The organism is Paracoccus seriniphilus, assembly GCF_028553745.1.
Classification (GTDB): domain Bacteria; phylum Pseudomonadota; class Alphaproteobacteria; order Rhodobacterales; family Rhodobacteraceae; genus Paracoccus; species Paracoccus seriniphilus.
The window spans coordinates 2,242,665-2,267,393 of sequence record NZ_CP067129.1 but is presented as its reverse complement, the minus strand read 5'-3'; the positions used below and the strand labels follow the sequence as shown (position 1 = coordinate 2,267,393).

Here is a 24,729-nt window from a genome sequence, read left to right as displayed (position 1 = left end):
CAAAGGCGTCCCGGTGGCCGGCAGGAATGCCGGCCACCACTCCGGGTCATGCCTCGGGACTGAGCCGGAAGGCCTTGCGCCGCTTCTTGCCATCGATCTTCGTGCCTGCGGGAAGCTCGTGGACCCATCCGTATTGCATCAGGACGGTCAGCTGCCGATCGAGAGCCTTCGACCGCCGGGCGGCAACCGGCCCGTACTGCAAGATCCGATCGGTCGCGAACCCGTCACCGGGTTGCAGGTTTTTCAGAAGCCAATCCAGAAGTGTCTGGGCCTGTGCCATTTCGGTTTCGTTCGTCGCGGCGATGCACAGAAACTTGTATTGGCCCAGGTAGTATTTGACCAACTCGCATGCTGCTTTCATGACGTCGCCGGAGACAGTCTCGGCGTCGCGGTCTTCGAAGAGCGTCATGATCGCGGCGAGCCGGCATGCGTGTTCCGGCGCCTTGGCCGCGAACCCTGAGATGTCCGCGGCCCAGCCGCCGCGGCCGAGTTCGGTTTCGATCTTGTCGTGAAACTCGATGCAGATGGCCAGGGCGTCCTCCGAAAGCGCGAGAAGCCTCTCGGTGGTGTCCTCCAGCGTGTTTATCAGCGCGGCCTCCACCTCGTCGTGGAAGAGATCCGCGGCAGCCTCGTCCTCGGCCGTCGGACGCCGATATTTGCGGTTGCCCATGTTGCTGACGGGCCAGCACGGCAACATCCTTGCCAGGATTCCCTGACCGATCAGGAATTCGTCGCCGTAGGTGTCACGGATCAGCGTCGGTTGGAACATGAGGTTGATCGTGGTTGAAGTGGGAGGGACATAGCCGTCGCCCTCCCGACCGGCACGCGGACGGAAAAAGTAATCCCCATCCCAGAATTTCGACACGATGCCGCTCGTTTTCGCACGCTGGTCCTTGGACATGGAATGGCCGCCCCAAAACGATGCGGCTTCGTCCGTGAACCAGCCCAGAAACCCGCATCCGGACGCGATTGCTTTGAAGGCACCCTCGACCGTGGGTTCTGTCACCAGGAAGCTTGGACATACCGGAGCCGCAGGTCTTTCTTCTCCCCGCCCGGCGCTTGAAATCTCCGACTTGTGCCGCGCCATGGCGATCTCGTGTTCCTTCCGGAGACGCAAGATCACCCGGTCGATACCGGTTTTCGCGATCTTGTCCGTCGCACTCTTCCGCTCGCCCGACAATGCGATCGTGACGAAGGCTGCGGTCGCGTTCGAGGGCGATCCGAGGGTTTGGACCTTGGCCCGGCTTCCTGAGACCAGCGAGGCCACCGACAGAACGGATTGCGCGGCAAGGGCGGCCGGCCCCTGTGTCTTCCTGACGATTGCCTCGGCCGCGCTACGTAGCTTCGGCGTCAGGCAGTCGAGGGGGAAGGCGCCGGCGGGCGGTTCCGCATGGGGCAGTGGCGTGGGCTCTCGTGGCGGAGGGGCCGTTTCCCCTGACGGGATTAAATAGTTCGGCTTCGACGCATTGGCGTTATTCCTGCCGACGAGGGACTTGATGCGGGCAAGCATTCCTGATCTCCGTTTCTGCTCGGTGTGATCAGGAAATCGGTCGATCGGTTTTCCGGCGGAAACGGCAGGGAGCGGAATCTTGCGGCGGAGGTCGAAATTCCTGCGAGGGTTAGGACAGATGGAGAAATCTGGGCGGGACTGAGGGTCTCGTGTTCAAGGTTGTAAGTATGAAGGGGCTGTAGTTTTCCTTCATTCCTGAGGATGATGGTCTGGGGGAGCGCGCATGCCTCGAATGACAGCATCCGCCCGGCTAAAGGCAATTGACAAGAAAGTCAGCTCCAAAGTTTCTGGAATTCGTTCTCTGCGTCTGACGCCCGTTGATCCAGGATCTTCGCAACGGTTTCGAGGCGGACGAGCTTGACTGACTTCTGCTTTCCGTCAGGGGTAAAATAGGGAAGGCGAATATCGCCGGCGTCGATCTTCTCCTTCATCGTCTTTTCTGTGTGCCCCCATAGGGTTCCTGCCTCTTCAAGAGGAATGAAAGGCAGGAAGTTGAAGTGTTTTAGGAGCAGTTCCAAGGTATCCATCTGAGCCTCCGTTTTCAGGATGCTCAGGAAGTGGGTTCATCCTGTTCAGGCGAGGAATCAGAAATTTCCCGTGTCATCAGACAACTTTTCCTACACCCTCCTCAGCTGCCCACTGACTCCAAGGCCATCCAGCGAACTTGTCGCCTTCTTCTTCGACATGCTCGTAGCGATAGAGGCATCCGCCGTTTTTGTGTCCTGAATGCTTGGCAACGAAGGCTGCAGGCATTCCCATCTCGAAGAGCCTGGTGATACCTTCATGCCGAAGGTCGTGGAACCGGAGATCTTGGATCTTGAGCCGGTCGCGATGGCGACGCCAAGCGGTTCCGACGGACGACGATTTGAACGGGAAGATGAACTCTCCTTCCCGGGGCATTGAGAGGATAATGGCAAGCGCTTCGTCGGTCAAATTGCACCATACATTATTGCCTTTCTTCTTCCTCGGGTGCTTCATGTCACGGACAAGGATCTTCTTCTGCTCGATACGCAGGTCTTCCCACCGGAGGCGGCATATTTCTCCGAGACGCCGGCAACTGAAAATCGCGAAGACGATTATCTTTGCAAGAGGAATTTTCTGACGCTTGTTATCTACCGCAGCCCCGAGAATTCTGTCCAACTCGTCTATAGCGGGCCGACGATCTCGCTCCTCTGAGCGAGCAAGTATCTCGTCTTCCCACATATGTTCCATCGCCTCTTTAAGGGCGGCAACAGGAATGATGAAATTGCGCCGGGACGCCCAGTGCAGCGTGTTCACGAGAATTGCAAGGTACCCGGCTACCGTCTGAGGTTGCCGCTCTTCCGCCAGCATGTCGTCTGCGAGGTCGGTCAGGCTCTCTAACGACAGCTCGGTCAACTTCTTTTTTCCGAAGTCACTATTCTTCAGCCAGTCGAGTTGCTGCCTCGCCGAACGGCCCAAGTGCTTGTGCTTTGCGAGGCGAGCTGTGATCGCAGCCGCTACCGTATCACCTTTTTTCGAAACTGTTTGAACGCCATCGATTTCGATTTCGGCAAGCTTCCGCTTTTTCCATTTCCTCGCCATGGCAAGCTTGGAGAAGGTCTTGGTGAAGCTGACGCTTTCCCCCTGAACTGACTTGCGGATCTGGACGCGATAGGAGCATCCGCCATTCTCGCCAGGAATCTCTTGAATGTTGGGTTCGACACTGCGAGATTTAGGGTTATGCATTCGGCGACCATCTGATCGCGCGTTCGAAGCCCTCCTCGGCAGATTCCTCGTCGGTGCACTGTCATCACGCACGTTTTCAGTTTGAGGAGCGGGGAGCTGTGCGGCCACTCGGTTGGCGGGAAACTGGATGATGTTTGCGGTCATGGTTGGACTTCCTTGGTCGATTGTAGTCAGAAGGTTGGTCCGAGGTCAGAACCCCGGAAATCGGGACGCTCTGACGGCTTGGGAGGGCCTCTCGACCGCTTGGACGGGTGGCGTCGTGAGTTGCTACGCCGTAGCAACACGGCTCGCGAAACCCGGCGAAATAAGGCATAACCCGCCGGAATGGAGTAGTTTTGAAGCTGAGTAGCCGAGGGGTGAAGTATGATTAGTGAAGCAAAATCAGATTCTTGCGGTTCTTTTCGGCTTTCCGTGGCACCCATGATGGACTGGACCGACCGCAATTGTCGCGTCTTTCACCGGATGATGTCGCGCCGCGCGCTGCTGTATACCGAGATGGTGACCGCGCCGGCGGTCATTCATGGTGACCGGTCACGTCTGCTTGATTATGACGCCGCAGAACATCCGGTGGCGCTGCAGCTTGGTGGTTCGGACCCCGCCGAATTGCGCGAGGCGACACGCATCGCGGCAGACTGGGGCTATGACGAGATCAATCTGAATGTCGGCTGCCCCAGCGACCGCGTGCAATCGGGCTGCTTCGGGGCGGTCTTGATGAAATCTCCGGATCTGGTCGCCGAATGTGTGCAGGCCATGATGGAGGTCAGCAACGCCGAGGTGACTGTCAAATGTCGCATTGGCGTCGACGATCAGGAACCGTCCGAGGTGCTGCCCGATTTCCTGGCGCGAATGCAGCAGGCCGGAATCCGGCGCATGACAATCCACGCACGCAAGGCGTGGTTGCAGGGGCTGAGCCCGCGCGAGAACCGCGAGGTTCCGCCACTGGACTATCCGCTGGTCCTTGCCATGAAACAGGCGTTTCCCGAGATGCATCTGTCGGTCAATGGCGGCATTGCGACCATGGATCAGCTGGATGAGCATCTGCAACATATGGACGGCGTCATGATCGGGCGTGCGGCCTATCATCAGCCCTGGCAAATTCTGGGGGCTGCGGACCGGCTGTGGGATGCGACGCCGCCGTTCACGGACCCCTGCGAGGTTGCCGTCGCCATGCGTCCGGTGATCGAGTCACATCTGCAAGGTGGCGGACGTCTGCATCAGTTCACGCGCCATATGCTGGGCCTGTTTCACGGCCGGGCGGGCGCAAGGGGATGGAAGCGCACCCTCTCCGAAGGTGCGTCCAAAGGCGGGATCGAGGTCTATGACGCGGCCCTTGACCAGGTGATGCAAGCGGCGGCGTGATCGCAATTCATACTGGTGCGCGATTGCATGCTGCGCTAACCCGCGACCCATGAGTGAATTTATCATACCGGTTCTGATTCTGCTGGCCACCGGCGCATTCGCGGGAATTCTGGCAGGCTTGCTCGGGGTGGGCGGAGGCATCATTCTGGTGCCCGCCTTTCTGCTGGTCTTCACGCAGGCGGGCTATGGCAGCCCGGATGTCATGCAGATCTGTCTGGCCACCTCGCTGTCGACAATCATCGTGACTTCGCTGCGTTCGGTTCTGGCCCATCACCGCCGTGGCGCGGTCGATTGGCAGATCCTGCGGGCCTATGCACCGGGAATTGCCATCGGGGCTGTGTCGGGTGTGCTGACGGTTCAGGCGCTGCGCACCCAGACGCTGCAGCTGGTCTTTGCCGTGCTGGTGGTGGTCATCGCGACATATATGGCGATCTCGCGTCCACATTGGCGCCTGGGGGACCGGATGCCGCAGGGATGGAAACAGGCAGTGATTTCGCTGTGCACGGGTTTCGTTTCGGTTCTGCTGGGCATTGGCGGCGGCAGCATCGGTGTGCCGCTGATGACGCTGCACGGGATTCCCATTCACCGGGCGGTGGCGACGGCCGCAGGCTTTGGCATTCTGATCGCGGCACCTTCCGTGGCGACCTTCCTGTTCGTGCCGGCGCAGAATGCACCGCCCTTCACGGTCGGATCGGTGAATGTCGCGGCCTTCCTGGTGACCATCGCCATGACGATGATCACTGCCCCGCTGGGGGCGGCACTGGCGCATCGCACCGATGCCGCGAGGCTGAAACGTTACTTCGCGATCTTCCTGTTCCTTGTCGCCCTGAACATGGCGCGCAAGGTGCTGATGGGCTAACCCGCTGCCTTTTCCGCCAGCTTGGCCTGATCCCACAGCCGGTCCATTTCGGCAAGATCGCTGTCTTCGGGTCGCCGGCCCTCGTCGGCAAGCGCGGCCTCGATGGCCTGGAAGCGGCGCGTGAACTTGGCATTGGCGCGGCGCAGCGCCAGTTCCGGGTCCAGCTTCAGATGGCGGCCCAGATTGGCGATCACGAAAAGCAGATCGCCGAATTCTTCCTCCAGCGCATCATGGTCCAGTTCATCGCGGGCCTCGACCAGTTCGGCGGCTTCTTCGGTGATCTTGTCCAGAACATTTGACGCATCGGGCCAGTCAAATCCCACCCGCGCGGCCCGATTCTGCAGCTTGAGCGCACGGGTCAGGGCCGGCAGCCCCATGGCCACGCCGTCCAGGGTACCCCGCTCGGCCTTGTTGGCGCGTTCCACGGCCTTGATGGCCTCCCAGTCCTTGATCTGCTGTTCGGCGGATTTGTCGCGGCTTTCGTCGCCAAAGACATGGGGATGACGGAACACCAGCTTGTCCGATATGGCCGCCGCGCAATCGGCGAAGTCGAACATGCCCGCCTCGGAGGCCATCTGCGCGTGAAACACCACCTGCAACAGCAGATCGCCCAATTCGCCGGGCAATTCGTCCCAAGCCTTGCGTTCGATGGCATCGGCGACCTCATGGGCCTCTTCGATTGTATAGGGGGCGATCGAGGCGAAATCCTGTTCGATATCCCAGGGGCAGCCCTTGTCGGGATCGCGCAGCTGGGCCATGATCTCGATCAGGCGCGTGATCTCGGCAGAGATGTCACGCTTGGCGGGGCTGGAGTCGGCCATTGCAATTCACCTTGTCGCTGGTCCGGAACAGCCCTTCGACTGCCACAGCAGATGGCCCGAGTCCACAGGTCTGTCCGCGAAGACATGGCGCAGTTCGGCAATGCGGATACATCCGTTTGCGTATCTTCACAGCCTTGTCGAAACCGTCTTCACGAAGCTGTTTTCACTCTTGCGCCGGGCGGTGTCCGCGCTTTCTTGCCAAGGGCGGGTACCGCAGATAGGTTGCGCGCCAAATAAACGGGACCGGGCGACCCGGTCTGCCAGCCGAGAGGAATATTCATGTTCGCAACTCCCGCTTTCGCACAGGCCGCCGGATCCGGTGGTTCGACTGCCGCTTTCGCGCAGTTCATCCCGCTGATCCTGATCTTTGCGATCATGTACTTCCTGATGATCCGCCCACAGCAAAAGCGTGCCAAGCAGCATCGCGAAATGGTTGCATCGCTGAAAAAAGGCGATCAGGTCATCACGCAGGGCGGGGTGATCGGTAAGGTTTCCACCGTCCGCGACGATGAAATCGAGGTCGAGATCGCGCAGGGCGTGAAAGTCCGCATCGTGCGCGCCACGGTGGCGCAGGTTCTGAACAAGACCCAGCCCGTCGCAGCGAACAGCTGAGCCGACCATAACAAGAGGGCGTAAGCCAACATGCTTCAGATCGACCGGTGGAAGCGCATCCTGATCATCGGGATCTGCCTTCTGGGACTGGCCTATGCCATGCCCAACCTGTTCTACAAACGTGTCGAGGCCCATAACGATGCCGTCGCCACGATCGAGAAAACAGGCGTGACAACGCCCGAGCTGGAGGCCGCCCGCGACGGCTGGCCGGGCTGGTTGCCCAATGGGCTGGTCAATCTGGGGCTGGATCTGCGCGGCGGCGCGCATCTGCTTGGCGAGGTCAAGGTCGAGCAGGTCTACAAGTCGCGCATGGATTCGCTGTGGCCGGAACTGCGCAGTGCCCTTGCCGCCGAGCGCGCCACGGTGGGGGCCATTCGCCGTGTTCCCGCCGAGGACGGCGTTCTGAAGATCGAGATCGGCAATCCCGAACAACTGGCCCGTGCCGTGGAAATCGTGCGCGGGTTTTCCGAACCGGTGACGACCCTCAGCGGTGCCGGACAGACCAGCCTTGCGATCAGTGCTGCGGGCAATACGATCACCATTCAGCTTTCGGATGCCGAAAAGGCCGTGACGGATGATCGCACCATTCAGCAAAGCCTCGAGATCATCCGCCGCCGTGTCGACGAGGTCGGCACGCGTGAGCCGACGATCATGCGTCAGGGCGAGGATCGCGTGTTGATCCAGGTGCCGGGCATCGGTTCGGCGGCCGAACTCAAGGCGCTGATCGGCACCACGGCAAAGCTGACCTTCAATCCCGTCGTCGGAACCGGAGGCGACCCCGATGCGCGGGTCGGCATTGGCCAGGTGGTGCTGCCCTCGGCCGATCAGGACGGAATTTACTATACGATCGAGGAAACGCCGGTCGTGACCGGCGAGGAACTGACAGATGCGCTGCCCTCGACGGATCAGAACGGTCTGCCTGCGGTCGATTTCCGTTTCAATCCGACCGGAGCGCGAAAATTCGGGGCCTATACCTCGGCCAATGTCGGCCAGCCCTTCGCGATCGTGCTGGATGATCAGGTGATCTCGGCGCCGGTGATCCGGCAGGCCATCACCACTGGTTCGGGGCAGATTTCGGGCTCGATGGATTATGAAGAGGCCAATCGCCTTGCCGTGCTGCTGCGCGCGGGTGCTCTGCCCGCCGAGTTGAACTTTCTGGAAGAACGCACCGTCGGACCCGAACTGGGCCAGGACAGCGTTGATGCCGGACGGATCGCATCGGCTGTCGGCTTTGCCGCCGTCATCGTGCTGATGGTGCTCTCCTACGGGATGTTCGGGGTGTTTGCCGCCGTTGCCCTGGGCGTGAACATGGTTCTGGTCTTTGCCATCCTGTCGATCATTGGCGCAACGCTGACATTGCCGGGGATCGCCGGGATCGTGCTGACCATCGGCATGGCGGTGGACGCAAATGTGCTGGTCTTCGAACGGATCCGTGAAGAGCTGCGCACGGCGCGCGGCCCTGCGCGGGCCATCGAACTGGGCTATGAACGGGCCATGTCGGCGATTGTCGACGCCAATATCACCACCTTGATCATTGCCGCGATCCTCTTCGTTCTGGGGTCGGGGCCGGTCAAGGGCTTTGCGGTGACGCTCAGCATCGGGATCGTGACCTCGGTCTTTACGGCGCTGTTCGTGACGCGGCTGATCACTGTATTCTGGTTCGAACGTGCGCGCCCGCGCCACATTGAGGTGTAAGATGGCATTCCGTTTGAGACTGGTTCCCGCGCAGACCAATATCGACTTCTTCCGTTGGCAGTTCCTGACCTTCGGGTTCTCGACCATTCTTGCGGTGCTGTCGGTGGTATTCCTGCTGATCTTCGGTTTGAATTTCGGCATCGATTTCCGCGGTGGCACGACGATCCGCACGGAATCGACCCAGGCCATCGATGTCGGGGTCTATCGCGAGGCGCTGCAGCCGCTTGGCCTTGGGGATGTGGCGATTTCCGAAGTTTTCGATCCCACCTTCCGCGACGATCAATTCGTCTCGCAGGTGCGCATCAGCGCACAGGATGGGGTGGAATCGGTTACGCCCGAAACCATCAGCGCGGTCGAGGCGGCATTGAAAGCTGTTGATCCCGCGATCACCTTCCCCTCGGTGGAATCGGTCGGCCCAAAAGTGTCTGGCGAGTTGATCAAGACCGCGATCTATGCGGTCCTTGCCTCGCTGGTGGCGATTTCCTTCTATATCTGGGTGCGCTTTGAATGGCAGTTTGCCATTGGTGCCATCGTCTCGCTGGTTCATGACGTGCTGATCACCATGGGCATTTTCAGCCTGTTCCAGATCAAGTTCGACCTGACCACCATCGCTGCGCTGCTGACGATTGTTGGCTATTCCATCAATGACACCGTGGTTGTCTTCGACCGGCTGCGTGAAAATCTGATGAAATACAAGAAGCGCCCGCTGCGTGATCTGATGAACCTGTCGGTCAATGAAACACTGTCGCGGACCCTGATGACCTCGGGAACGACCCTGGTGGCCCTGATTGCGCTGCTGGTTCTGGGCGGTGACGTGATCCGCAGCTTCGTCTTTGCCATCACCTTCGGCATCCTGATCGGCACCTATTCCTCGGTCTATGTGGCCAAGAACGTGGTGCTGTGGCTGGGCGTCAAACGGGATTGGTCCAAGAAGGATCCCAAAGAGGTCGGTTCGCCGTTTTCCGGCGCCGAGGTTGACTGATGGCGATGAAGCCCACCGATTTCGGCGGCGCCGTTGCGGTTGACGGCTATGGGCCGGGGTTCTTCCGCGTCGGCGGTACCGTCATTCGCGGGCCGGTTCTGGTGACGGGAACGCGCGCCGATGCCTGGGGCGGCCTGTCGGACCGGGCGGCGCTGCTGGCCCTGGCGGGGCAGATCGACGTGCTGTTCCTGGGAATGGGCGAACATATTGCCCATCCGCCCAAGGATCTGGTCGAGGCGCTGGACGAGGTTGGCGTCATGGTCGAGGCGATGGCCTCGCCGACGGCTGCGCGGACCTATAATGTGACCCTCTCCGAGGGCCGGCGGGTCGCCTGCGCCCTTGTCCCCCTGTGACGCTGCTGAGCGTCACGGATCTGGCGGTCGCCCGTGGCGGAATGCGGGTCGTGGAAGGCGTTTCCTTTTCGCTGCATCCCGGCGCGGCACTGATCCTGCGCGGGCCGAATGGCATCGGCAAGACCAGCCTGCTGCGCACGCTTGCCGGGTTGCAGCCCGCGGTCAGCGGCAGCATTGAACATGACGAGGATGCCATTGCCTATGCCGCCCATGCAGATGGGCTGAAACCTGCGCTGACGGCGGCGGAAAACCTGCGCTTCTGGGCAGATGTTTTCGGCGGTTTCCCGATCGAGGCAGCGCTGGAGGCCATGGAACTGACCGCATTGGCAGATCGCCCGGCAGGCGCGCTGTCTGCGGGGCAGAAACGGCGGCTGGGTCTGGCGCGGCTGCTGGTGACGGGGCGGCCGGTCTGGATGCTGGATGAGCCGACCGTTTCGCTGGATGCACAATCGGTCGAGCGCTTTGCGAGGGTCATTGGCCAACATCTCGAGGCAGGCGGCGCGGCAATTCTGGCCACGCATATCGATCTGGGCCTGACCGGGGCCGACGTGCTTGACCTGACGCCCTTCCGCGCGCGACCGGGGCAGGGCGCGAGACCTGCCGGTTTCAACGAGGCCTTCGCATGAGCGCGCATGAGCTTTCGCCCTGCAGGGCAACGATGGAGCAGGGGGCGTCATGCTGGCCCTGCTGAAACGCGATCTGGTTCTGGCAACCCGTGCGGGTGGCGGTTTCGGGCTGGCCGTCGCTTTTTTCCTGATACTTTGCGCATTGGTGCCCTTTGGTGTCGGACCGCAGACCGAGGCCTTGCGCCCCATTGCGCCGGGAATCCTGTGGGTCGGGGCACTGTTGTCCTGCTTGTTGTCGCTGGACCGCATCTTTGCGCTGGATCACGAGGATGGCAGCCTTGATCTGCTGGCGACGGCCCCCTTGCCGCTGGAAGGTGTGGTGGCCATCAAGGCGCTGGCGCATTGGCTGACCACCAGCCTGCCGCTGATCGTGGCCGCGCCGGTCTTTGGCCTGCTGCTGCATCTGCCGGGAAATGCCGTGCCCTGGCTGGTCGTTTCGCTGTTCATCGGCACGCCGGCGCTGTCGGTTCTGGGGGCCTTTGGGGCGGCGATTACCGTCGGTCTGCGCCGCGGGGGGCTGTTGTTGTCCCTGCTGGTGCTGCCGCTGTACATTCCGACCTTGATTTTCGGGACCGAGATCGTCAGGCGGGGTGCGCAGGATGCCGATCCGGTGACACCGATCCTGTTCCTCGGCGGAATTAGCGCCGCCGTTGTTGCGTTGGTGCCATTTGCCGCTGCGGCGGCGCTGCGCGTCAACTTGCGCTGATGTGACTTGAGCCGCACCAAAGGGGGCGATAGGGGATACGACATGTCGATCTGGGAATATGCAAACCCTGTCAAGTTCATGCGCAGCAGTGGCGCAATCCTGCCCTGGGTGGTTGCGGGGGCGGCTGTCTGCACCATTGGCGGCGTGCTGTGGGGCTTTCTGACGCCGCAGGATTACAAGCAGGGCGCGACCGTCAAGATCGTCTTTCTGCATGTGCCCGCTGCCATGATGGCGATCAATATCTGGGTCATGATGCTGGTGACCTCGCTGATCTGGCTGATCCGGCGGCATCATGTCAGCGCGCTGGCGGCCAAGGCCGCCGCGCCGATCGGGGCGGTGATGACGCTGATTGCGCTGATGACCGGTGCAATCTGGGGCCAGCCGATGTGGGGTTCATGGTGGGAATGGGATCCGCGGCTGACCAGCTTCCTGATCCTGTTTCTGTTCTATATCGGCTATATCGCGCTTTGGGCGGCGGTCGAGGATCCCGACAGCGCCGCCGATCTGACCGGGGTGCTTTGTCTGGTCGGTTCGGTCTTTGCGCTGCTCAGCCGCTATGCGGTGTTGTTCTGGAACCAGGGGTTGCACCAGGGGGCCTCGCTGTCCGTTGCTCCGGGCGAACGGATGAGTGCGGTCTACCGCTACCCGCTATATCTTTCGATGCTGGGCTTCCTGCTGCTGTTCCTGGCGCTGGTCCTGATTCGGACACGCACCGAGATCCGCAAGCGGCGTCTGGTCGCATTGCAGGCCAGAGAGGCGCGGGCATGATTGATCTGGGTAAATATGCAGGCACCGTTCTGGCCGCCTATGGCGTATCCGCGGTGCTGTTGATCGGCCTGATCTGGCAGAGCGTGGCGGCCAATGCCCGCGCCAGGCGGGCCTTGGAAAAGCAGGAAGAGAATGGCTAGGATTTCACCGCTTGTTGCGCTGCCGCCGCTGGCCTTTGCGGCCCTTGCGGGAATGTTCCTGTGGGGCATGGGGCGCGATGATCCCGACGCATTGCCTTCGACCATGGTCGGGCGCCCTGCACCGGCCGTGTCCGAGACGACCTTGCCGGGCAAGACGCAACTGACGCATGAGATGTTGCAGCAACCGGGCGTCAAGCTGGTCAACTTCTGGGCCAGCTGGTGCCCGCCGTGCCGCGCCGAGCACCCGACACTGACCGAATTGAGCAAGCAACTGCCGGTCTATGGCATCGACCTGAAGGACCCCGAGGCCAACGCGATGTCCTTTCTGACGCAGGACGGCGATCCCTTCCACGCGCTGGCGACCGACCCCAAGGGGCGCACGGCCATTGAATGGGGTGTGACTGCCCCGCCAGAGACCTTCATCATCGATGGAGAGGGCAACGTGCTGTTCCGTTTTGCCGGGCCGATGGTGCGCGAGGATTACACCAACCGCTTTCTTCCACAGCTGGAAAAGGCGCTGGCCGAAGAAGAGTGAACAGCCGTCTTGCGCCCGTCGGGCGCGCGGACCAGACTGCACCCATCTGTAGATGATGGGGAGGTCAGACATGACACGTTTCAGTCTTGTCACTGCGCTGCTGATGGGCACGGTCTGGGCATTGCCCGGCGCGGCGCAGCAGGCAACCGATGCAATTTCACCCGAAAGCGGCAGCGCCGCGGCCGAGGCTGCCGATTTCGCAGGTCTGTCCGAGGCCGGTCTTGCGGCGCTGGAAAGCAAGGCGCAAGGCAAACCCGTCACTGCCGAAAACTGGATGGTCGCGGCAGCCAATCCGCTGGCTGTTCAAGCCGGAGCCGAGGTGCTGCGACAGGGTGGCAGTGCAGCCGATGCCATGGTGGCGGTGCAAACCGTGCTGGGGCTGGTCGAGCCGCAAAGCTCGGGGCTTGGGGGCGGTGCGTTCCTGGTCTGGTATGACGCCGCGACGGGCGAATTGACCACGCTGGATGCGCGCGAAACCGCGCCGCTGGCCGCCACGCCGACCTATTTTCAGGATGAAAATGGCGAGCCGCTGGCATTCTATGATGCAGTGGTTGGTGGCCGCTCGGTCGGCACGCCCGGCACCCCGGCCTTGCTGGAGGCCGCGCATCGTCGCTGGGGCAAGTCCAACTGGGCCAGCCTTTTTGAACCGGCGATAGAACTGGCCGAGAACGGCTTTACCGTCTCTTCGCGTCTTGCCGGGGCGGTGGCCGATGATGTCGAGCGTCTGGGCCGCTTTCCGGCCACGCGGGATTATTTCCTGCCTGGCGGCGCCCCGCTTGCTGCGGGCGATACGGTCGTGAATGCCGATTACGCCCATGTGCTGAAACGTCTGGCCGTCGAGGGCAGCAAGGCTTTCTATCATGGCGAAATCGCTGAAGGCATCGTGGATACCGTGCGCAATGCCGAGGGCAACCCTGGGCTGTTGGCCCTCGAGGATCTGGCCCGCTACCGGGTCATCGAACGGCCGGCCGTCTGCGCCGAATACCGCGATCACGATATCTGCGGCATGGGGCCGCCCTCTTCGGGTGCGCTGACCGTCGGGCAGATTCTGGGAATGCTGGGCAATTACGATCTGGCCAGTCTTGGTGCCGACAATCCCGAGAGTTGGCGTCTGATCGGAGATGCGTCGCGCCTGGCCTTTGCCGATCGCGGGCGCTACATGGCCGACAGCGACTTCGTGCCGGTGCCTACCAGCGGGCTTGTCGATCCCGGCTATCTGGCCGAGCGGGCCAAATTGCTGGCCGGGGACGATGCCCTGCCCGAAGTCAGCGCCGGTTCGCCGGGCTGGACCCACGCCATGCTGTGGGGGCAGGACAACGCGATCGAGTTCCCCTCAACCTCACATATCGCGATTGTCGATTCCTATGGCAATGCGCTGTCCATGACGACAACGATCGAGAACGGCTTTGGCTCGCGCCTGTTCACGCAGGGCTTTCTGCTGAACAATGAAATGACCGATTTCTCGTTCTCGACCCATGACGAGGCGGGCTATCCCATCGCCAACCGTCTGGAGCCGGGGAAGCGCCCGCGATCCTCGATGGCCCCCAGCATCGTGATGAAGGACGACAAGCCGGTTCTGGTCATTGGCTCTCCGGGCGGCAGCCGGATCATCGGCTATGTCGCCAAGGCGATCATCGGCAATCTTGACTGGGGGCTGGACATCCAGCAGGCCATTTCGCTGCCCAATATCGTCAACCGTTTCGGCACCATGGATGTCGAGGCCGGCAGCGCGGCGGTTGATCTGGCGCAGCCTCTGGCGGATCTGGGTTACGAGGTGAACGAACGTGATCTGAATTCGGGCTTGCACGGCATCGCAATCACGCCGGACGGGCTGCAGGGCGGGGCCGATCCGCGCCGTGAAGGCATTGCCATCGGCGGGTGATCGACCCGGAAAGCAACGCATCAAAAAACCCCCGGCGTTGCCGGGGGTTTTCCGTTTCCGGCAAGGCAGGGATCAGGCCGTGGCCAGATTGCGCAGCACATAGTGCAGCACACCGCCATTGCGCAGGTAGTCGATCTCGACCTCGGTATCGACACGTGCGCGCAGGGTGATCTCTGTCCTGCGGCCATCGGCATAGGTGATGGTGCAGGGCACCAGCGACAGCGGTTTGAAATCGCCCTCCAGCCCGCTGATCGAAATCTCTTCGTCGCCGGTCAGATTCAGTGTCTTGCGGGTATCGCCTTCGGTGAATTCGAAGGGGATCACCCCCATGCCGACCAGGTTAGAGCGGTGGATGCGTTCGAATGACTCGGCGATCACCGCCTTGACGCCCAGAAGATTGGTGCCCTTGGCGGCCCAGTCGCGCGAGGAACCGGCACCATATTCCTTGCCGCCGATCACCACCATGGGCGTGCCGTTTTCGGCATAGGCCATGGCGGCATCATAGATCGCCGCCTGCTGACCATCGGGGCCCTTGGTATAGCCGCCTTCGACGCCGTCCAGCATCTCGTTGCGGATGCGGATATTGGCAAAGGTGCCACGCATCATCACTTCGTGGTTGCCCCGACGCGACCCATAGCTGTTGAAGTCACGCGGCGAAACGCCATGCTCGGTCAGATATTGTCCCGCCGGTGTGGTGGGTTTGAACGAGCCCGCGGGCGAAATATGGTCGGTCGTCACCATGTCGCCCAGCAATGCCAGCACACGGGCACCGCTGATATTGCTGATGGTGCCGGGATCTTTGCCCATGCCCTGGAAATAGGGCGGGTTCTGGATGTAGGTCGAACTGGGCGGCCAATCATAGGTTTCGGTGTCCGTCACCTCGACCGCCTGCCAGCGTTCATCGCCCTTGAAGACATCGGCGTATTTTTCGCGGAACATCTCGCGCGTGACCAGCGTATCGACCAGTTCCGCGATCTCTTTCGAGTTCGGCCAGATATCCTTCAGATAGACGGGATTGCCCTTCTGATCAAAGCCCAGGGGCTCGCTGGTCAGGTCGATATTCATGTCGCCGGCAATCGCATAGGCCACGACCAGCGGCGGCGAGGCCAGATAATTGGCGCGCACATCAGGCGAGATACGGCCCTCGAAGTTGCGGTTGCCCGACAGGACCGAGACCGCGACCAGATCGTTGTCATTGATTGACTTCGAGATCTCGGGCTGAAGCGGGCCCGAGTTGCCGATACAGGTCGTGCAGCCAAAGCCGACCAGGTTGAACCCCAGCGCGTCCAGATCTTCCTGAAGATTGGCCGCCTCGAGATATTCGGCGACAACCTGTGACCCCGGTGCCAGCGACGTCTTGACCCAGGGCTTTCTGGTCAGGCCAAGCGCACGTGCCTTGCGCGCTACCAGACCGGCGGCCATCATCACATAGGGGTTCGAAGTATTGGTGCAGGAGGTGATCGCCGCGATGACGATCGAACCGTCGTGCAGCTTGTAATCCTCGCCATCGACACTGCCGGACTTATAGCCTTCGTGATGGCCCGGCAGGTCATGAGGCGCAGGCGCTCCGCCTTCCGAACTCCATGCACGGGTGCCATCGCGGGTCGGTTCCGCCAGCTTGCGGGTGTTGGCGATATATTTGCGGAATTCAAAGGCCGACTCGGTCAGCGGAACATTGTCCTGCGGACGTTTCGGACCCGAAATCGCCGGGACGACCTGACTTTGGTCCAGTTCCAGCGTCGAGGTGTAGACCGGTTCGTAATCTGCCGAACGCCAGAAGCCGTTTTCCTTGGCGTAGGCTTCGACCAGAGCGATGCGATCCTCCTCGCGGCCGGTCTGGCGCAGGTAGCGCAGGGTTTCGTTGTCGATCGGGAAGAAACCGCAGGTGGCGCCATATTCCGGGGCCATATTGGCAATGGTTGCGCGGTCGGCCAGCGGCATGTGATCCAGTCCGTCGCCGTAGAATTCGACGAATTTTCCGACCACGCCATGTTCGCGCAGCATTTGCACGACCTTCAGCACAAGGTCGGTGGCGGTCACGCCCTCGGTCAAGGCACCGGTGATCTTGAAGCCCACGACTTCGGGGATCAGCATCGAGATCGGCTGACCCAGCATCGCCGCCTCGGCCTCGATGCCGCCGACACCCCAGCCCAGAACGGCCAAGCCGTTGACCATGGTGGTGTGGCTGTCAGTGCCGACCAGGGTATCGGGATAGGCGACCAGCTTGCCGTTCTGATCGGTATCGCTCCAGACGGTCTGGGACAGATATTCAAGGTTCACCTGGTGGCAGATGCCGGTGCCGGGCGGAACGACGCGGAAATTCCTGAAGGCCTTCTGGCCCCATTTCAGAAACTGATAGCGTTCGATGTTGCGCTCATACTCGCGGTCGACATTGACCTGAAAGGCGCGCGGAGTGCCGAATTCGTCGATCATCACCGAGTGGTCGATGACCAGATCCACGGGGTTCAGCGGGTTGATCTTTTGTGCATCGCCGCCAAGTGCCTTGATGCCGTCGCGCATGGCGGCAAGGTCGACAACCGCAGGAACGCCGGTGAAATCCTGCATCAGCACGCGAGCGGGGCGATAGGCGATCTCGCGCGGGCTCTTGCCGCCATCCTGTGCCCATTTCGCGAAGGCCTTGATGTCATCCACACTGACCGTATGGCCGCCATCCTCGAAGCGCAGCATGTTTTCCAGGACCACCTTCAGCGATGCGGGCAGTCTGGAGAAATCCCCAAGTCCTGCCTCGGAGGCGGCGTTGATCGAAAAATAATCCACCGACTGTTCGCCCACGCGCAACGTGCGGCGCGTATTGGCGGTGTCGGTTCCGGTGGTGATGGGCATAAGGGCCTCCCTGTCTGGTAACTGGATGGGGTCGGGCGTTCTTCATATATGCTGCGCCCCAAGGCGCAGTTCAAGCGGGGGGCGGCAAGAATTGTATGCAACGGTATGCCGTTTGGCTCCTGTTGCTCAAGTGGCACGGTCACCTGTCTTCACGCATTGGCTAACAAAGCGTTGATTTGTTCCGGTGCACAAGGTGCCGCTATGCATGTCGGTATGTTCATCAAGTGCAAGATCGATATGGCTCATGGCGGAATCCCCCGGCAGATAATCAACGTCTGCGCCGGCCTTTTGGTTGCACTGTCGCTGACGGCGCTTGCGGGCGGCGCGCAGGCGCAGGATCTCGACGGTATCGCGGTGATCACCGCCCCGGATGATCCGGGGCGCGCGGCGCCGGGGGCGATGAATTTTGCCGCGCCTGTCCGCCCGACCCTCAACAGTTTCGCGCCGGTCGGAATGCCCCCATCCGCGGAACGGATGCCCATTGCTGCGCTGCCCGTCGTGGTCGAACTGTTTACCTCGCAGGGTTGTTCCTCTTGCCCTCCGGCTGATGCGATGATCGCGCGTCTTTCAGAGCGCCGCGACATCCTGCCGCTGTCCTTCCACGTCGATTACTGGGACTATCTGGGCTGGACCGACAGCTTTGCACGGCCCGAATTCACCGACCGCCAGGAAGGATATGCCCGCGCCTCGGGCGAGCGCGCTCTTTATACACCGCAGTTGATCATTGATGGCCGCGATACCGCCGTTGCCCCCGGTCCGGCGCAATTGATGAGCCTGATCGAAGGACATCGCATCGCCCCGGCCATGCTGAGCGTCCAGCGTGAAAGCACGGATGACGGCGAGGTGATCGAGATGAGTCCACTGTCCGAACTGGGCGCCCCCATGGCCATCCTGTTGGTGCGTTTTGCCCCGCAGCGCGAGATTCAGGTGACCTCGGGCGAAAATCGCGGTCGTACGATCACCTATGCGAATGTCGTGCTGGGGCTGGATGAACTGGCCAGATGGAATGGCGAACAGCCGCTGCGCCTGACCGTGCGCCCTGATGAGGCCAATGGCGAGGATTTCCCGCCGGATACGCGCCATGCCCTGCTGGTTCAGCAGGAGCTGGGCGATGCCAGCTTGCCCGGCCCGATCCTTGCTGCGGTTCCGCTGGATTGAACGAAGCCGTGATGGGGCTTTGTCATCCGGGTCGGGCCATCCTATGTTGCCTTCGACATGACAAGATCCGGGCGCAGTCCCAATGAAAAGGTAAACGGCAGATGAAAGATCAGAAACCATGGGTGAAACCGGCACTGGAGCTGGGACCAGTGATGCTGTTCTTTCTGGTCTTTGTCCTGAAGCGCGGTGAAACGGTCAGCCTCTGGGGTCAGGAATATGGCGGTTTCATCCTTGCGACGCTGGTATTCATTCCCGCGCTTGCCCTTGCGACGCTGATCCAATGGCGTCTCAGCGGTCGCCTTGCCCCCATGCAGATCGCGACCCTTGTTCTGGTGGTCGTGTTCGGTGGCCTGTCCGTCTGGCTGAATGACCCACGCTTTTTCAAGATGAAGCCGACCATGATCTATCTGCTGTTTGCCGGGCTGCTGGGGTTCAGTCTGATTGCGCGCAAGAACTGGCTGCAGGCGGTCCTGTCCGAGGCACTGCCGATGAATGCCGATGGCTGGCGCAAGCTGACCCTGCGCATGACGATCCTCTTTCTTGCACTTGCCATGGCCAATGAACTGGTCTGGCGCACCATGTCGGAAAGCACCTGGGTCTATTTCAAGACTTTCGGGTTGCCGTTGGTCCTGTTCGCTTTCCTGATCGCCAATGCCGGCCTGTTCAAGGCCCATGCGTTGCCGCAGGGTGATGGCGAGGGCAAGGGCTAGGGCGGCAGGTTCAGATCCGCAGGGCGCCAATGGTTGAAGGTGTTGCCAGCAGGCGTGACCAGCGCGGTTCGATCCGGCCCGGCAGGCGAGCGTGCAGCATCCCCAAAGGCAAGGCCCAGGGCTGGCAGAGCGCGGTGCGATAGAATTCGAACAGACCGCGCCGCAGATAAGGTGTCCAGTGTGACAGGCGCAAGGGTCTGCGTTCTGTCGGAAAGCCCAGATCCTCGAGCGCGGCCAGAGTTTCGCCCTGATCGATCTGCACATCGACCCAGTTGCGGGCGGGCTTGTCCAGCCCGAACCCCAGCGCCTGACGGCGGCCCCGCGCCAGCCATTGTTCCAAGGCGAAGTCGAACAGGTCATTCTCGCGCGAGGTGATATTGATGATCTCGGCCTGTTGCCCGGCAGGAGAGACGAGTGCCCGTGCGGCATTGTCGCGGAATTCGGCGCCGGTCAACAGGATGACGCGGCCGATGCTGTGGGGTTGCGCTGCGTTCAGCGCCTGAAGCGCGACTCGCGCCCCCAGCGAATGGCCGATGATCGCGACCGGACGCCCGGTCTGATCCGCCAGCCGGGAAACGATCCCCGCCAGCGTCTTGCCTGCCTCGCCTGCGCGGCGATACGCGCCTCCAAGGCTGCCGCGTGCTTCCCATCCATAGGCCAGCGCAAGGCCTTGCTGGGTGTCGTCATCCGAGAAACCCAGGGCGCGGGGCCACGAGGTTGAACGGCGGCAACGTTGATCGGGATCGAGGGACAGAATGTGGCGGTGCGGGTCATGGGCGGGCTCCGAAGGTGAATAGCGGTATCCGTGGACCATCACGATGATGGGCGCGCCTTCGGGCAGCGTATCGGCGGTCTGCCATAACCGCTGCGGCGGTGATTGATCGGCATTGACCTTGACGACCGGCATTCCGGACCTCCTGAACAGCCACTTTCGGGCGATGTGATAGGTCGATGATGCGACAGCCGCGTGAAAGAACTGTTAAGACTGCGTGAAGCCGGCTGCGGCGGTTTCCGATCCGGTAAGAATAACTTTTTCAATTGATTGTGCGGCAAGGGCTGCGTGCGATGCCTGTCAGTTTCCGCCCGGTCCCGACAGCAATCAAACTTGCCGTAACGTCAGTTGTCGGGTGCCGCAGGCCGGTTGTGCCGATGCCGCCGCGCCGAGGATCCGGGCCGGATCAGGCCGGCCGTTCCGTGCCGAGAGCGCCGCGTAATTGCGCCTTGGGGCGTTTTGGCATTGAATTTTCCCACCTTTCACCTCTATGTTGAAGGAATGCGCAGTGCGCCCACAACTTTGGGTTGCCATGCGCCAAAAGTTTCGCAGCGCGGCACCTCTGGTTTCAGCCAGACTGGCAGGCGATGTGCCACGCGGAAAACCCGCTTCAGGACGTGATTTTGCGACCGAAGCGACATCAGACAGTGGCCCGGTCAGCTTTGGTTGACGGGTCTTCGTAAGGAACAGACGCGATGACGCGCGCATTGGACGGACAGGATCCCAGAGGGCAGGCCACAGGCCGGGCCGGACTGATCCCCGCAGCTATTGCCGCTTCCGCGTCCCAATCATCCAGCAACATCCGCCATGCGGGCCAGTTGGCTCCGCCGGGCAGAATGTTGCGTGAAAGAAAAAACAATGGCAAAAAAGATGCTGATCGATGCCACCCATGCCGAGGAAACTCGGGTGGTTGTGGTCGACGGAACAAAAGTCGAAGAATTTGATTTCGAGACACTCAACAAGCGGCAGATTTCGGGGAACATATATCTGGCAAAGGTGACGCGGGTCGAACCCTCGTTGCAGGCCGCTTTCGTGGATTACGGCGGAAATCGCCACGGATTTCTGGCATTCGCGGAAATTCACCCCGACTATTACCAGATCCCGGCGGCTGATCGCGAAGCGCTGATGGCCGAAGAGCAGGCCTATGCCGATGCGCTTGAGGCAGAGGAAAGCGCACGCCCGAAGAAAGGTCGCCGCAGCCGTGCCGCCAAGGCGGAAAACACCGATGAGACGGTTTCTGCCGAGCTGACCGATGCCGATGCTGAGGCAAAGCCTGATCAGGCCGGCGAAGCCACGGACAATCAGACCCAGGCCAGCGATGGCAATGCAGAAGCTGCGGGGGAAGATGCCGCAGGGCATGAAGCCCCGGAAGATCAGGGCGCGACCGAAGCCGCCGAAGCCGAAGCGAATGAGGCCGAAGCGACCTCGGGTGACGATGCGACCGAGAAGGATGATTCCATCGAGTCGGTTGCCGATGAGGATGTCACCGAGGAAATCCGCGTGCCCAGAAAGCCGCGGCCGCGGCGCTACAAGATCCAGGAAGTCATCAAGGTCCGCCAGATCATGCTGGTGCAGGTGGTCAAGGAAGAGCGTGGCAACAAGGGCGCTGCGCTGACCACCTATCTGTCGCTGGCCGGTCGTTACTGCGTCCTGATGCCCAATACCGCCCGTGGCGGTGGCATCAGCCGCAAGATCACCAATGCTGCCGACCGCAAGAAGCTGAAGGATATCGCGGGCGAACTGGATGTGCCCAAGGGTGCCGGACTTATCATCCGCACCGCCGGCAGCCAGCGCACGCGCACCGAAATTCGTCGCGATTACGAATATCTGTTGCGTCTGTGGGAGCAGATCCGCGATCTGACCTTCAGATCGGTGGCCCCGGCCGCGATCTACGAAGAGGGCGATCTGGTCAAACGGACCATCCGTGATCTTTATTCCAAAGAGATCGACGAGGTTCTGGTCGAGGGCGAGCGCGGATATCGCACCGCCAAGGACTTCATGAAGATGATCATGCCGTCCCACGCCAAGAACGTGAAGCATTACACCGACCAGATGCCGCTTTTCGCGCGCTATCAGGTGGAAAGCTATCTGGCCGGAATGTTCAACCCGGTCGTACAGCTGAAATCGGGCGGATATATCGTCATCGGCATCACCGAGGCGCTGGTGGCCATCGACGTGAACTCCGGTCGTGCCACCAAGGAAGGCTCGATCGAGGATACCGCGCTCAAGACCAATCTCGAGGCCGCCGATGAGGTGGCACGTCAACTGCGTCTGCGTGACCTTGCCGGTCTGATCGTCATCGACTTCATCGACATGGAAGAGCGCAAGAACAACGCCGCTGTCGAAAAGCGCATGAAGGACCGGTTGAAGTCGGATCGTGCGCGCATTCAGGTGGGGCGTATCTCGGGCTTTGGCCTGATGGAAATGTCGCGCCAGCGTCTGCGTCCGGGCATGCTGGAATCCACGACCCAGCCCTGTGCGCATTGCCATGGCACCGGCCTGATCCGCAGTGATGACAGCCTTGCGCTGACCATCCTGCGTGCCATCGAGGAAGAGGGGACCCGCAAGCGGTCCCGCGAAGTTCTGGTCAAGGCACCTGTTGCCGTTGCCAATTTCCTGATCAATGCCAAGCGCGAGCATGTCGCCGGGATCGAGCAGCGCTATGGCATGGCCGTGCGTATCGAGGCGGATCCCCAGCTGATTTCCCCGGATTTCGCCATCGAGAAATTCAAGACGGCAACCCGCTTCGTGCCCGAAGTGTCCAATGCCGTACTGTCGGTTGACGCAGAACTGATGGCGCAGATCGATGATGAGGATGATCTGCCCGATGCAGAGGTCGAGGCGGAAGCCGTTGCCGAACCGGCAGTCGACCGGTCTGAGGAACCTCGCAACGAAACTTCCGAGGATGAAGGCGGCGAGAATGGTCGCGGTCGTCGTCGTCGGCGGCGGCGGCGGCGGAAGTCGGGCGAGCGCAGCGATGAGCAGGCGGATGGAAATTCGTCGAATGCAGAAACGACAGATTCCGGTTCTGCCGAGGAAACAACCGCCACAGCCGAGGCGCAGGTCACCGAGACAGCCGTCGTGGTCGCTGAAGAGCCTGCCTCTGCATCGCAAGATGCCGGCAAGGATGAGCAGCCCGCAGAAAAGGCCGAAACAACGCCCAAGCCCAGGTCCCGCAGCCGTGGTCGCGGGCGCAGTGTCAAGGCCGACAAGCAGGAGGTGGCTTCGCCCCTGCCCGAGGTGGTTGATCTGCATGATGCGACCGAAGACACCATTGCCGAAAGCCTGCCGGGCGTAAATCAGCACTATTCCAGCGCCCCCGCACAGGCCGAGGCCGAACCGGCTGAACCGGTATCTGTTCCGGAAGTGACGGTTGCGGAAAATGCCGCGCAGGATGCGGCGGCCCAGAGTGCGGTGGAAAGCGGCGCTGCGGATGTGAGCCCTGCTCAGGCCGAGGTCGAGACCGAGGTCAAGGCGGACGGAGGGGATGTCTCCGAGGTTGAAGCTGCGGCCCAGCCCGAACCGGAAACGACCGCGGAGGAACCGGTTGTGGAGGAACCGGTTGTGGAGATCGAAGCCGCTGCCCAACCCGTTCAGGAAAGCGCCAACGACAGCCGCGAGCCTGAAATGGCCGAGGCCAAGGAGGTCAAGCCCAAACGCCGTGGATGGTGGTCGGCAGGACGCTGAGCCAGCCGGATCGCTACGGAAATGAAAGAGCGCGGCAAAAGCTGCGCTCTTTTTTTTGCCTGCCCACGCAAGCGTGAGGTCAACGGCCCTGTCGTCTGCCGCCATAACGGGTAATCTGCGCCACATGTTTGGAATCGAACTTGCCACCGCCGCATTCCTGCCTGCAGCATTCATCGCGATGCTGGCGGGCCTTCTGTCATTCCTGTCGCCCTGCGTGCTGCCCATCGTGCCGCCCTATCTGGCCTATATGACCGGGGTGGGGGTGAACGGCCTGAAAACCGGGGAACGCAGCGCCGTTCTGCCGGCATTGTTCTTTGTGCTGGGCCTGTCCACGGTCTTCTTGATCATGGGATTTGCGGCCTCGGCATTCGGACGCGCTTTCCTGCAGTATCAGGACCTGCTGTCAAAGGGCGCAGGGGTCGTGGTGATGATCATGGGGCTGCATTTCCTGCATGTCTTCCGCATCCCGATCCTGGACCAGGAGGCGCGGCTGGATACCGGTCAGCAGGGCGGAGGTGCATTGGGGGCCTATGTGCTGGGTCTGGCCTTTGCGTTTGGCTGGACGCCCTGCATCGGGCCGCAACTGGGAATGATCCTGTCACTTGCGGCGGCCGGGGGCGAATTGTCGCGGGGCACGGCATTGCTGGCGGTCTATGCGCTTGGACTGGGTATTCCCTTTCTGCTGGCAGCAATCTTCATCAAGCATGCGGTCGGGGTGATGAATCGCGTCAAGCCCTATCTGAAGACCATCGAGCGGATCATGGGGCTGTTGTTGCTGGTCGTCGGGCTGATGCTGCTGACCGGTGCCTTCTCGGCATTTTCCTATTGGCTGCTTGAAACTTTCCCGGCGCTGGCCACGCTTGGCTAGGGATGGCGCGCCCCTGCGTTGCATGGGGGGCGTATCGGGGGCATGAATAGACGGTAGCGCGACGGTGAAAATCGCGCTATCGTGGAGATCAGACCCGGATAACCGGGCAGAGCAGAGGCAGTGACGGCGGTATTC

Annotated in this window: 22 protein-coding genes; 16 read left to right on the top strand and 6 right to left on the bottom strand. The window is 61.5% G+C overall.

The features are described 5' to 3' along the window. Positions 1 to 46 precede the first annotated feature (46 nt). From JHW44_RS11060 to JHW44_RS11050, 3 genes are all read right to left on the bottom strand, one after another. Entirely contained in the window at positions 47 to 1,510 is a 1,464-nt protein-coding gene (locus JHW44_RS11060) for a DUF3987 domain-containing protein (RefSeq protein WP_089344434.1), read from the bottom strand. 272 nt (positions 1,511 to 1,782) lie between these two features. Continuing rightward, positions 1,783 to 2,037 carry a pyocin activator PrtN family protein gene (locus JHW44_RS11055; RefSeq protein WP_089344435.1) on the bottom strand — a complete coding sequence of 85 codons (255 nt, stop codon included), beginning with the start codon at positions 2,035 to 2,037 and terminating at the stop codon, positions 1,783 to 1,785. A gap of 76 nt (positions 2,038 to 2,113) precedes the next feature. Then, the gene (locus JHW44_RS11050; protein WP_245847113.1) at positions 2,114 to 3,361 is read right to left on the bottom strand and encodes a tyrosine-type recombinase/integrase; all 1,248 of its coding nucleotides are present in this window, start codon (positions 3,359 to 3,361) and stop codon (positions 2,114 to 2,116) included. Positions 3,362 to 3,580: 219 nt separating this feature from the next. Here JHW44_RS11050 and dusA point away from each other — a divergent pair, with 219 nt between their 5' ends. Both dusA and JHW44_RS11040 read left to right on the top strand, forming a co-directional pair. Continuing rightward, positions 3,581 to 4,576 (top strand): tRNA dihydrouridine(20/20a) synthase DusA, encoded by a 996-nt coding sequence (dusA, locus tag JHW44_RS11045; RefSeq protein ID WP_179217723.1) that lies wholly within the window; start codon positions 3,581 to 3,583, stop codon positions 4,574 to 4,576. A 49-nt stretch (positions 4,577 to 4,625) separates the two neighbouring features. Continuing rightward, the gene (locus JHW44_RS11040) at positions 4,626 to 5,435 is read left to right on the top strand and encodes a sulfite exporter TauE/SafE family protein (RefSeq protein ID WP_089344437.1); all 810 of its coding nucleotides are present in this window, start codon (positions 4,626 to 4,628) and stop codon (positions 5,433 to 5,435) included. On the opposite strand, the gene mazG is transcribed toward JHW44_RS11040, so the two are convergent. After that, complete coding sequence (mazG, locus tag JHW44_RS11035) at positions 5,432 to 6,256, bottom strand: nucleoside triphosphate pyrophosphohydrolase (RefSeq protein WP_089344438.1); 825 nt, start codon at positions 6,254 to 6,256, stop codon at positions 5,432 to 5,434. The genes JHW44_RS11040 and mazG overlap by 4 nt on opposite strands. A gap of 279 nt (positions 6,257 to 6,535) precedes the next feature. Between mazG and yajC the strand changes: the two genes are divergently transcribed. From yajC to ggt, 10 genes are all read left to right on the top strand, one after another. Beyond that, the gene (gene yajC, locus JHW44_RS11030) at positions 6,536 to 6,868 is read left to right on the top strand and encodes a preprotein translocase subunit YajC (RefSeq protein ID WP_089344439.1); all 333 of its coding nucleotides are present in this window, start codon (positions 6,536 to 6,538) and stop codon (positions 6,866 to 6,868) included. A 30-nt stretch (positions 6,869 to 6,898) separates the two neighbouring features. Next, positions 6,899 to 8,563, top strand: a complete 1,665-nt coding sequence (gene secD / locus JHW44_RS11025; protein ID WP_089344440.1) for a protein translocase subunit SecD — start codon at positions 6,899 to 6,901, stop codon at positions 8,561 to 8,563. A 1-nt stretch (position 8,564) separates the two neighbouring features. Then, positions 8,565 to 9,545 (top strand): protein translocase subunit SecF, encoded by a 981-nt coding sequence (gene secF / locus JHW44_RS11020; RefSeq protein WP_089344441.1) that lies wholly within the window; start codon positions 8,565 to 8,567, stop codon positions 9,543 to 9,545. After that, positions 9,545 to 9,898, top strand: coding sequence for an Mth938-like domain-containing protein (locus JHW44_RS11015; RefSeq protein ID WP_089344442.1), 354 nt, complete (start codon positions 9,545 to 9,547; stop codon positions 9,896 to 9,898). The genes secF and JHW44_RS11015 overlap by 1 nt, the downstream gene beginning before the upstream one ends. Next, positions 9,895 to 10,524, top strand: a complete 630-nt coding sequence (gene ccmA, locus JHW44_RS11010) for a heme ABC exporter ATP-binding protein CcmA (RefSeq protein ID WP_089344443.1) — start codon at positions 9,895 to 9,897, stop codon at positions 10,522 to 10,524. The genes JHW44_RS11015 and ccmA overlap by 4 nt, the downstream gene beginning before the upstream one ends. Before the next feature lie 49 nt (positions 10,525 to 10,573). Beyond that, positions 10,574 to 11,230, top strand: coding sequence for a heme exporter protein CcmB (gene ccmB / locus JHW44_RS11005; RefSeq protein ID WP_089344444.1), 657 nt, complete (start codon positions 10,574 to 10,576; stop codon positions 11,228 to 11,230). 42 nt (positions 11,231 to 11,272) lie between these two features. After that, a complete protein-coding gene (locus JHW44_RS11000) occupies positions 11,273 to 11,998 on the top strand; it encodes a heme ABC transporter permease (RefSeq protein WP_089344445.1) in 726 nt (241 codons plus the stop codon). Next, positions 11,995 to 12,138: a heme exporter protein CcmD gene (gene ccmD / locus JHW44_RS10995; protein WP_089344446.1), complete on the top strand. Its 144-nt coding sequence runs from the start codon at positions 11,995 to 11,997 to the stop codon at positions 12,136 to 12,138. The genes JHW44_RS11000 and ccmD overlap by 4 nt, the downstream gene beginning before the upstream one ends. After that, positions 12,131 to 12,673: a DsbE family thiol:disulfide interchange protein gene (locus JHW44_RS10990; protein ID WP_089344447.1), complete on the top strand. Its 543-nt coding sequence runs from the start codon at positions 12,131 to 12,133 to the stop codon at positions 12,671 to 12,673. The genes ccmD and JHW44_RS10990 overlap by 8 nt, the downstream gene beginning before the upstream one ends. Before the next feature lie 70 nt (positions 12,674 to 12,743). Beyond that, entirely contained in the window at positions 12,744 to 14,555 is a 1,812-nt protein-coding gene (gene ggt, locus JHW44_RS10985) for a gamma-glutamyltransferase (protein WP_089344448.1), read from the top strand. A gap of 72 nt (positions 14,556 to 14,627) precedes the next feature. Here the strand turns inward: ggt and acnA are convergent, their stop codons facing one another. Further along, a complete protein-coding gene (acnA, locus tag JHW44_RS10980) occupies positions 14,628 to 17,399 on the bottom strand; it encodes an aconitate hydratase AcnA (RefSeq protein ID WP_089344449.1) in 2,772 nt (923 codons plus the stop codon). Between the two features lie 201 nt (positions 17,400 to 17,600). On the opposite strand from acnA, the gene JHW44_RS10975 reads away from it, so the two are divergent. Beyond that, positions 17,601 to 18,557, top strand: coding sequence for a DUF1223 domain-containing protein (locus JHW44_RS10975; protein ID WP_179217724.1), 957 nt, complete (start codon positions 17,601 to 17,603; stop codon positions 18,555 to 18,557). Between the two features lie 101 nt (positions 18,558 to 18,658). Next, positions 18,659 to 19,267, top strand: a complete 609-nt coding sequence (locus JHW44_RS10970) for an inner membrane-spanning protein YciB (protein ID WP_089344451.1) — start codon at positions 18,659 to 18,661, stop codon at positions 19,265 to 19,267. A gap of 10 nt (positions 19,268 to 19,277) precedes the next feature. On the opposite strand, the gene JHW44_RS10965 is transcribed toward JHW44_RS10970, so the two are convergent. After that, positions 19,278 to 20,174, bottom strand: coding sequence for a DUF726 domain-containing protein (locus JHW44_RS10965; RefSeq protein WP_089344452.1), 897 nt, complete (start codon positions 20,172 to 20,174; stop codon positions 19,278 to 19,280). Between the two features lie 723 nt (positions 20,175 to 20,897). Here JHW44_RS10965 and JHW44_RS10960 point away from each other — a divergent pair. Continuing rightward, a complete protein-coding gene (locus JHW44_RS10960; protein WP_089344453.1) occupies positions 20,898 to 23,726 on the top strand; it encodes an Rne/Rng family ribonuclease in 2,829 nt (942 codons plus the stop codon). Positions 23,727 to 23,850: 124 nt separating this feature from the next. Beyond that, entirely contained in the window at positions 23,851 to 24,594 is a 744-nt protein-coding gene (locus tag JHW44_RS10955) for a cytochrome c biogenesis CcdA family protein (RefSeq protein ID WP_089344454.1), read from the top strand. Positions 24,595 to 24,729 lie beyond the last annotated feature (135 nt).

Coding starts and splice junctions, on each gene's coding strand:
- acnA (WP_089344449.1), bottom strand. CDS start 17,399: ATGCCCATCACCACCGGAACCGACACCGCCAATACGCGCCGCACGTTG.
- secF (WP_089344441.1), top strand. CDS start 8,565: ATGGCATTCCGTTTGAGACTGGTTCCCGCGCAGACCAATATCGACTTC.
- ccmD (WP_089344446.1), top strand. CDS start 11,995: ATGATTGATCTGGGTAAATATGCAGGCACCGTTCTGGCCGCCTATGGC.
- ccmB (WP_089344444.1), top strand. CDS start 10,574: ATGCTGGCCCTGCTGAAACGCGATCTGGTTCTGGCAACCCGTGCGGGT.
- JHW44_RS10960 (WP_089344453.1), top strand. CDS start 20,898: ATGGCAAAAAAGATGCTGATCGATGCCACCCATGCCGAGGAAACTCGG.
- JHW44_RS10965 (WP_089344452.1), bottom strand. CDS start 20,174: ATGCCGGTCGTCAAGGTCAATGCCGATCAATCACCGCCGCAGCGGTTA.
- JHW44_RS10970 (WP_089344451.1), top strand. CDS start 18,659: ATGAAAGATCAGAAACCATGGGTGAAACCGGCACTGGAGCTGGGACCA.
- ggt (WP_089344448.1), top strand. CDS start 12,744: ATGACACGTTTCAGTCTTGTCACTGCGCTGCTGATGGGCACGGTCTGG.
- JHW44_RS11050 (WP_245847113.1), bottom strand. CDS start 3,361: ATGACCGCAAACATCATCCAGTTTCCCGCCAACCGAGTGGCCGCACAG.
- dusA (WP_179217723.1), top strand. CDS start 3,581: ATGATTAGTGAAGCAAAATCAGATTCTTGCGGTTCTTTTCGGCTTTCC.
- yajC (WP_089344439.1), top strand. CDS start 6,536: ATGTTCGCAACTCCCGCTTTCGCACAGGCCGCCGGATCCGGTGGTTCG.
- JHW44_RS11040 (WP_089344437.1), top strand. CDS start 4,626: ATGAGTGAATTTATCATACCGGTTCTGATTCTGCTGGCCACCGGCGCA.
- JHW44_RS10975 (WP_179217724.1), top strand. CDS start 17,601: ATGCATGTCGGTATGTTCATCAAGTGCAAGATCGATATGGCTCATGGC.
- JHW44_RS10990 (WP_089344447.1), top strand. CDS start 12,131: ATGGCTAGGATTTCACCGCTTGTTGCGCTGCCGCCGCTGGCCTTTGCG.
- JHW44_RS11000 (WP_089344445.1), top strand. CDS start 11,273: ATGTCGATCTGGGAATATGCAAACCCTGTCAAGTTCATGCGCAGCAGT.
- JHW44_RS11055 (WP_089344435.1), bottom strand. CDS start 2,037: ATGGATACCTTGGAACTGCTCCTAAAACACTTCAACTTCCTGCCTTTC.
- JHW44_RS11015 (WP_089344442.1), top strand. CDS start 9,545: ATGGCGATGAAGCCCACCGATTTCGGCGGCGCCGTTGCGGTTGACGGC.
- secD (WP_089344440.1), top strand. CDS start 6,899: ATGCTTCAGATCGACCGGTGGAAGCGCATCCTGATCATCGGGATCTGC.
- JHW44_RS11060 (WP_089344434.1), bottom strand. CDS start 1,510: ATGCTTGCCCGCATCAAGTCCCTCGTCGGCAGGAATAACGCCAATGCG.
- mazG (WP_089344438.1), bottom strand. CDS start 6,256: ATGGCCGACTCCAGCCCCGCCAAGCGTGACATCTCTGCCGAGATCACG.
- JHW44_RS10955 (WP_089344454.1), top strand. CDS start 23,851: ATGTTTGGAATCGAACTTGCCACCGCCGCATTCCTGCCTGCAGCATTC.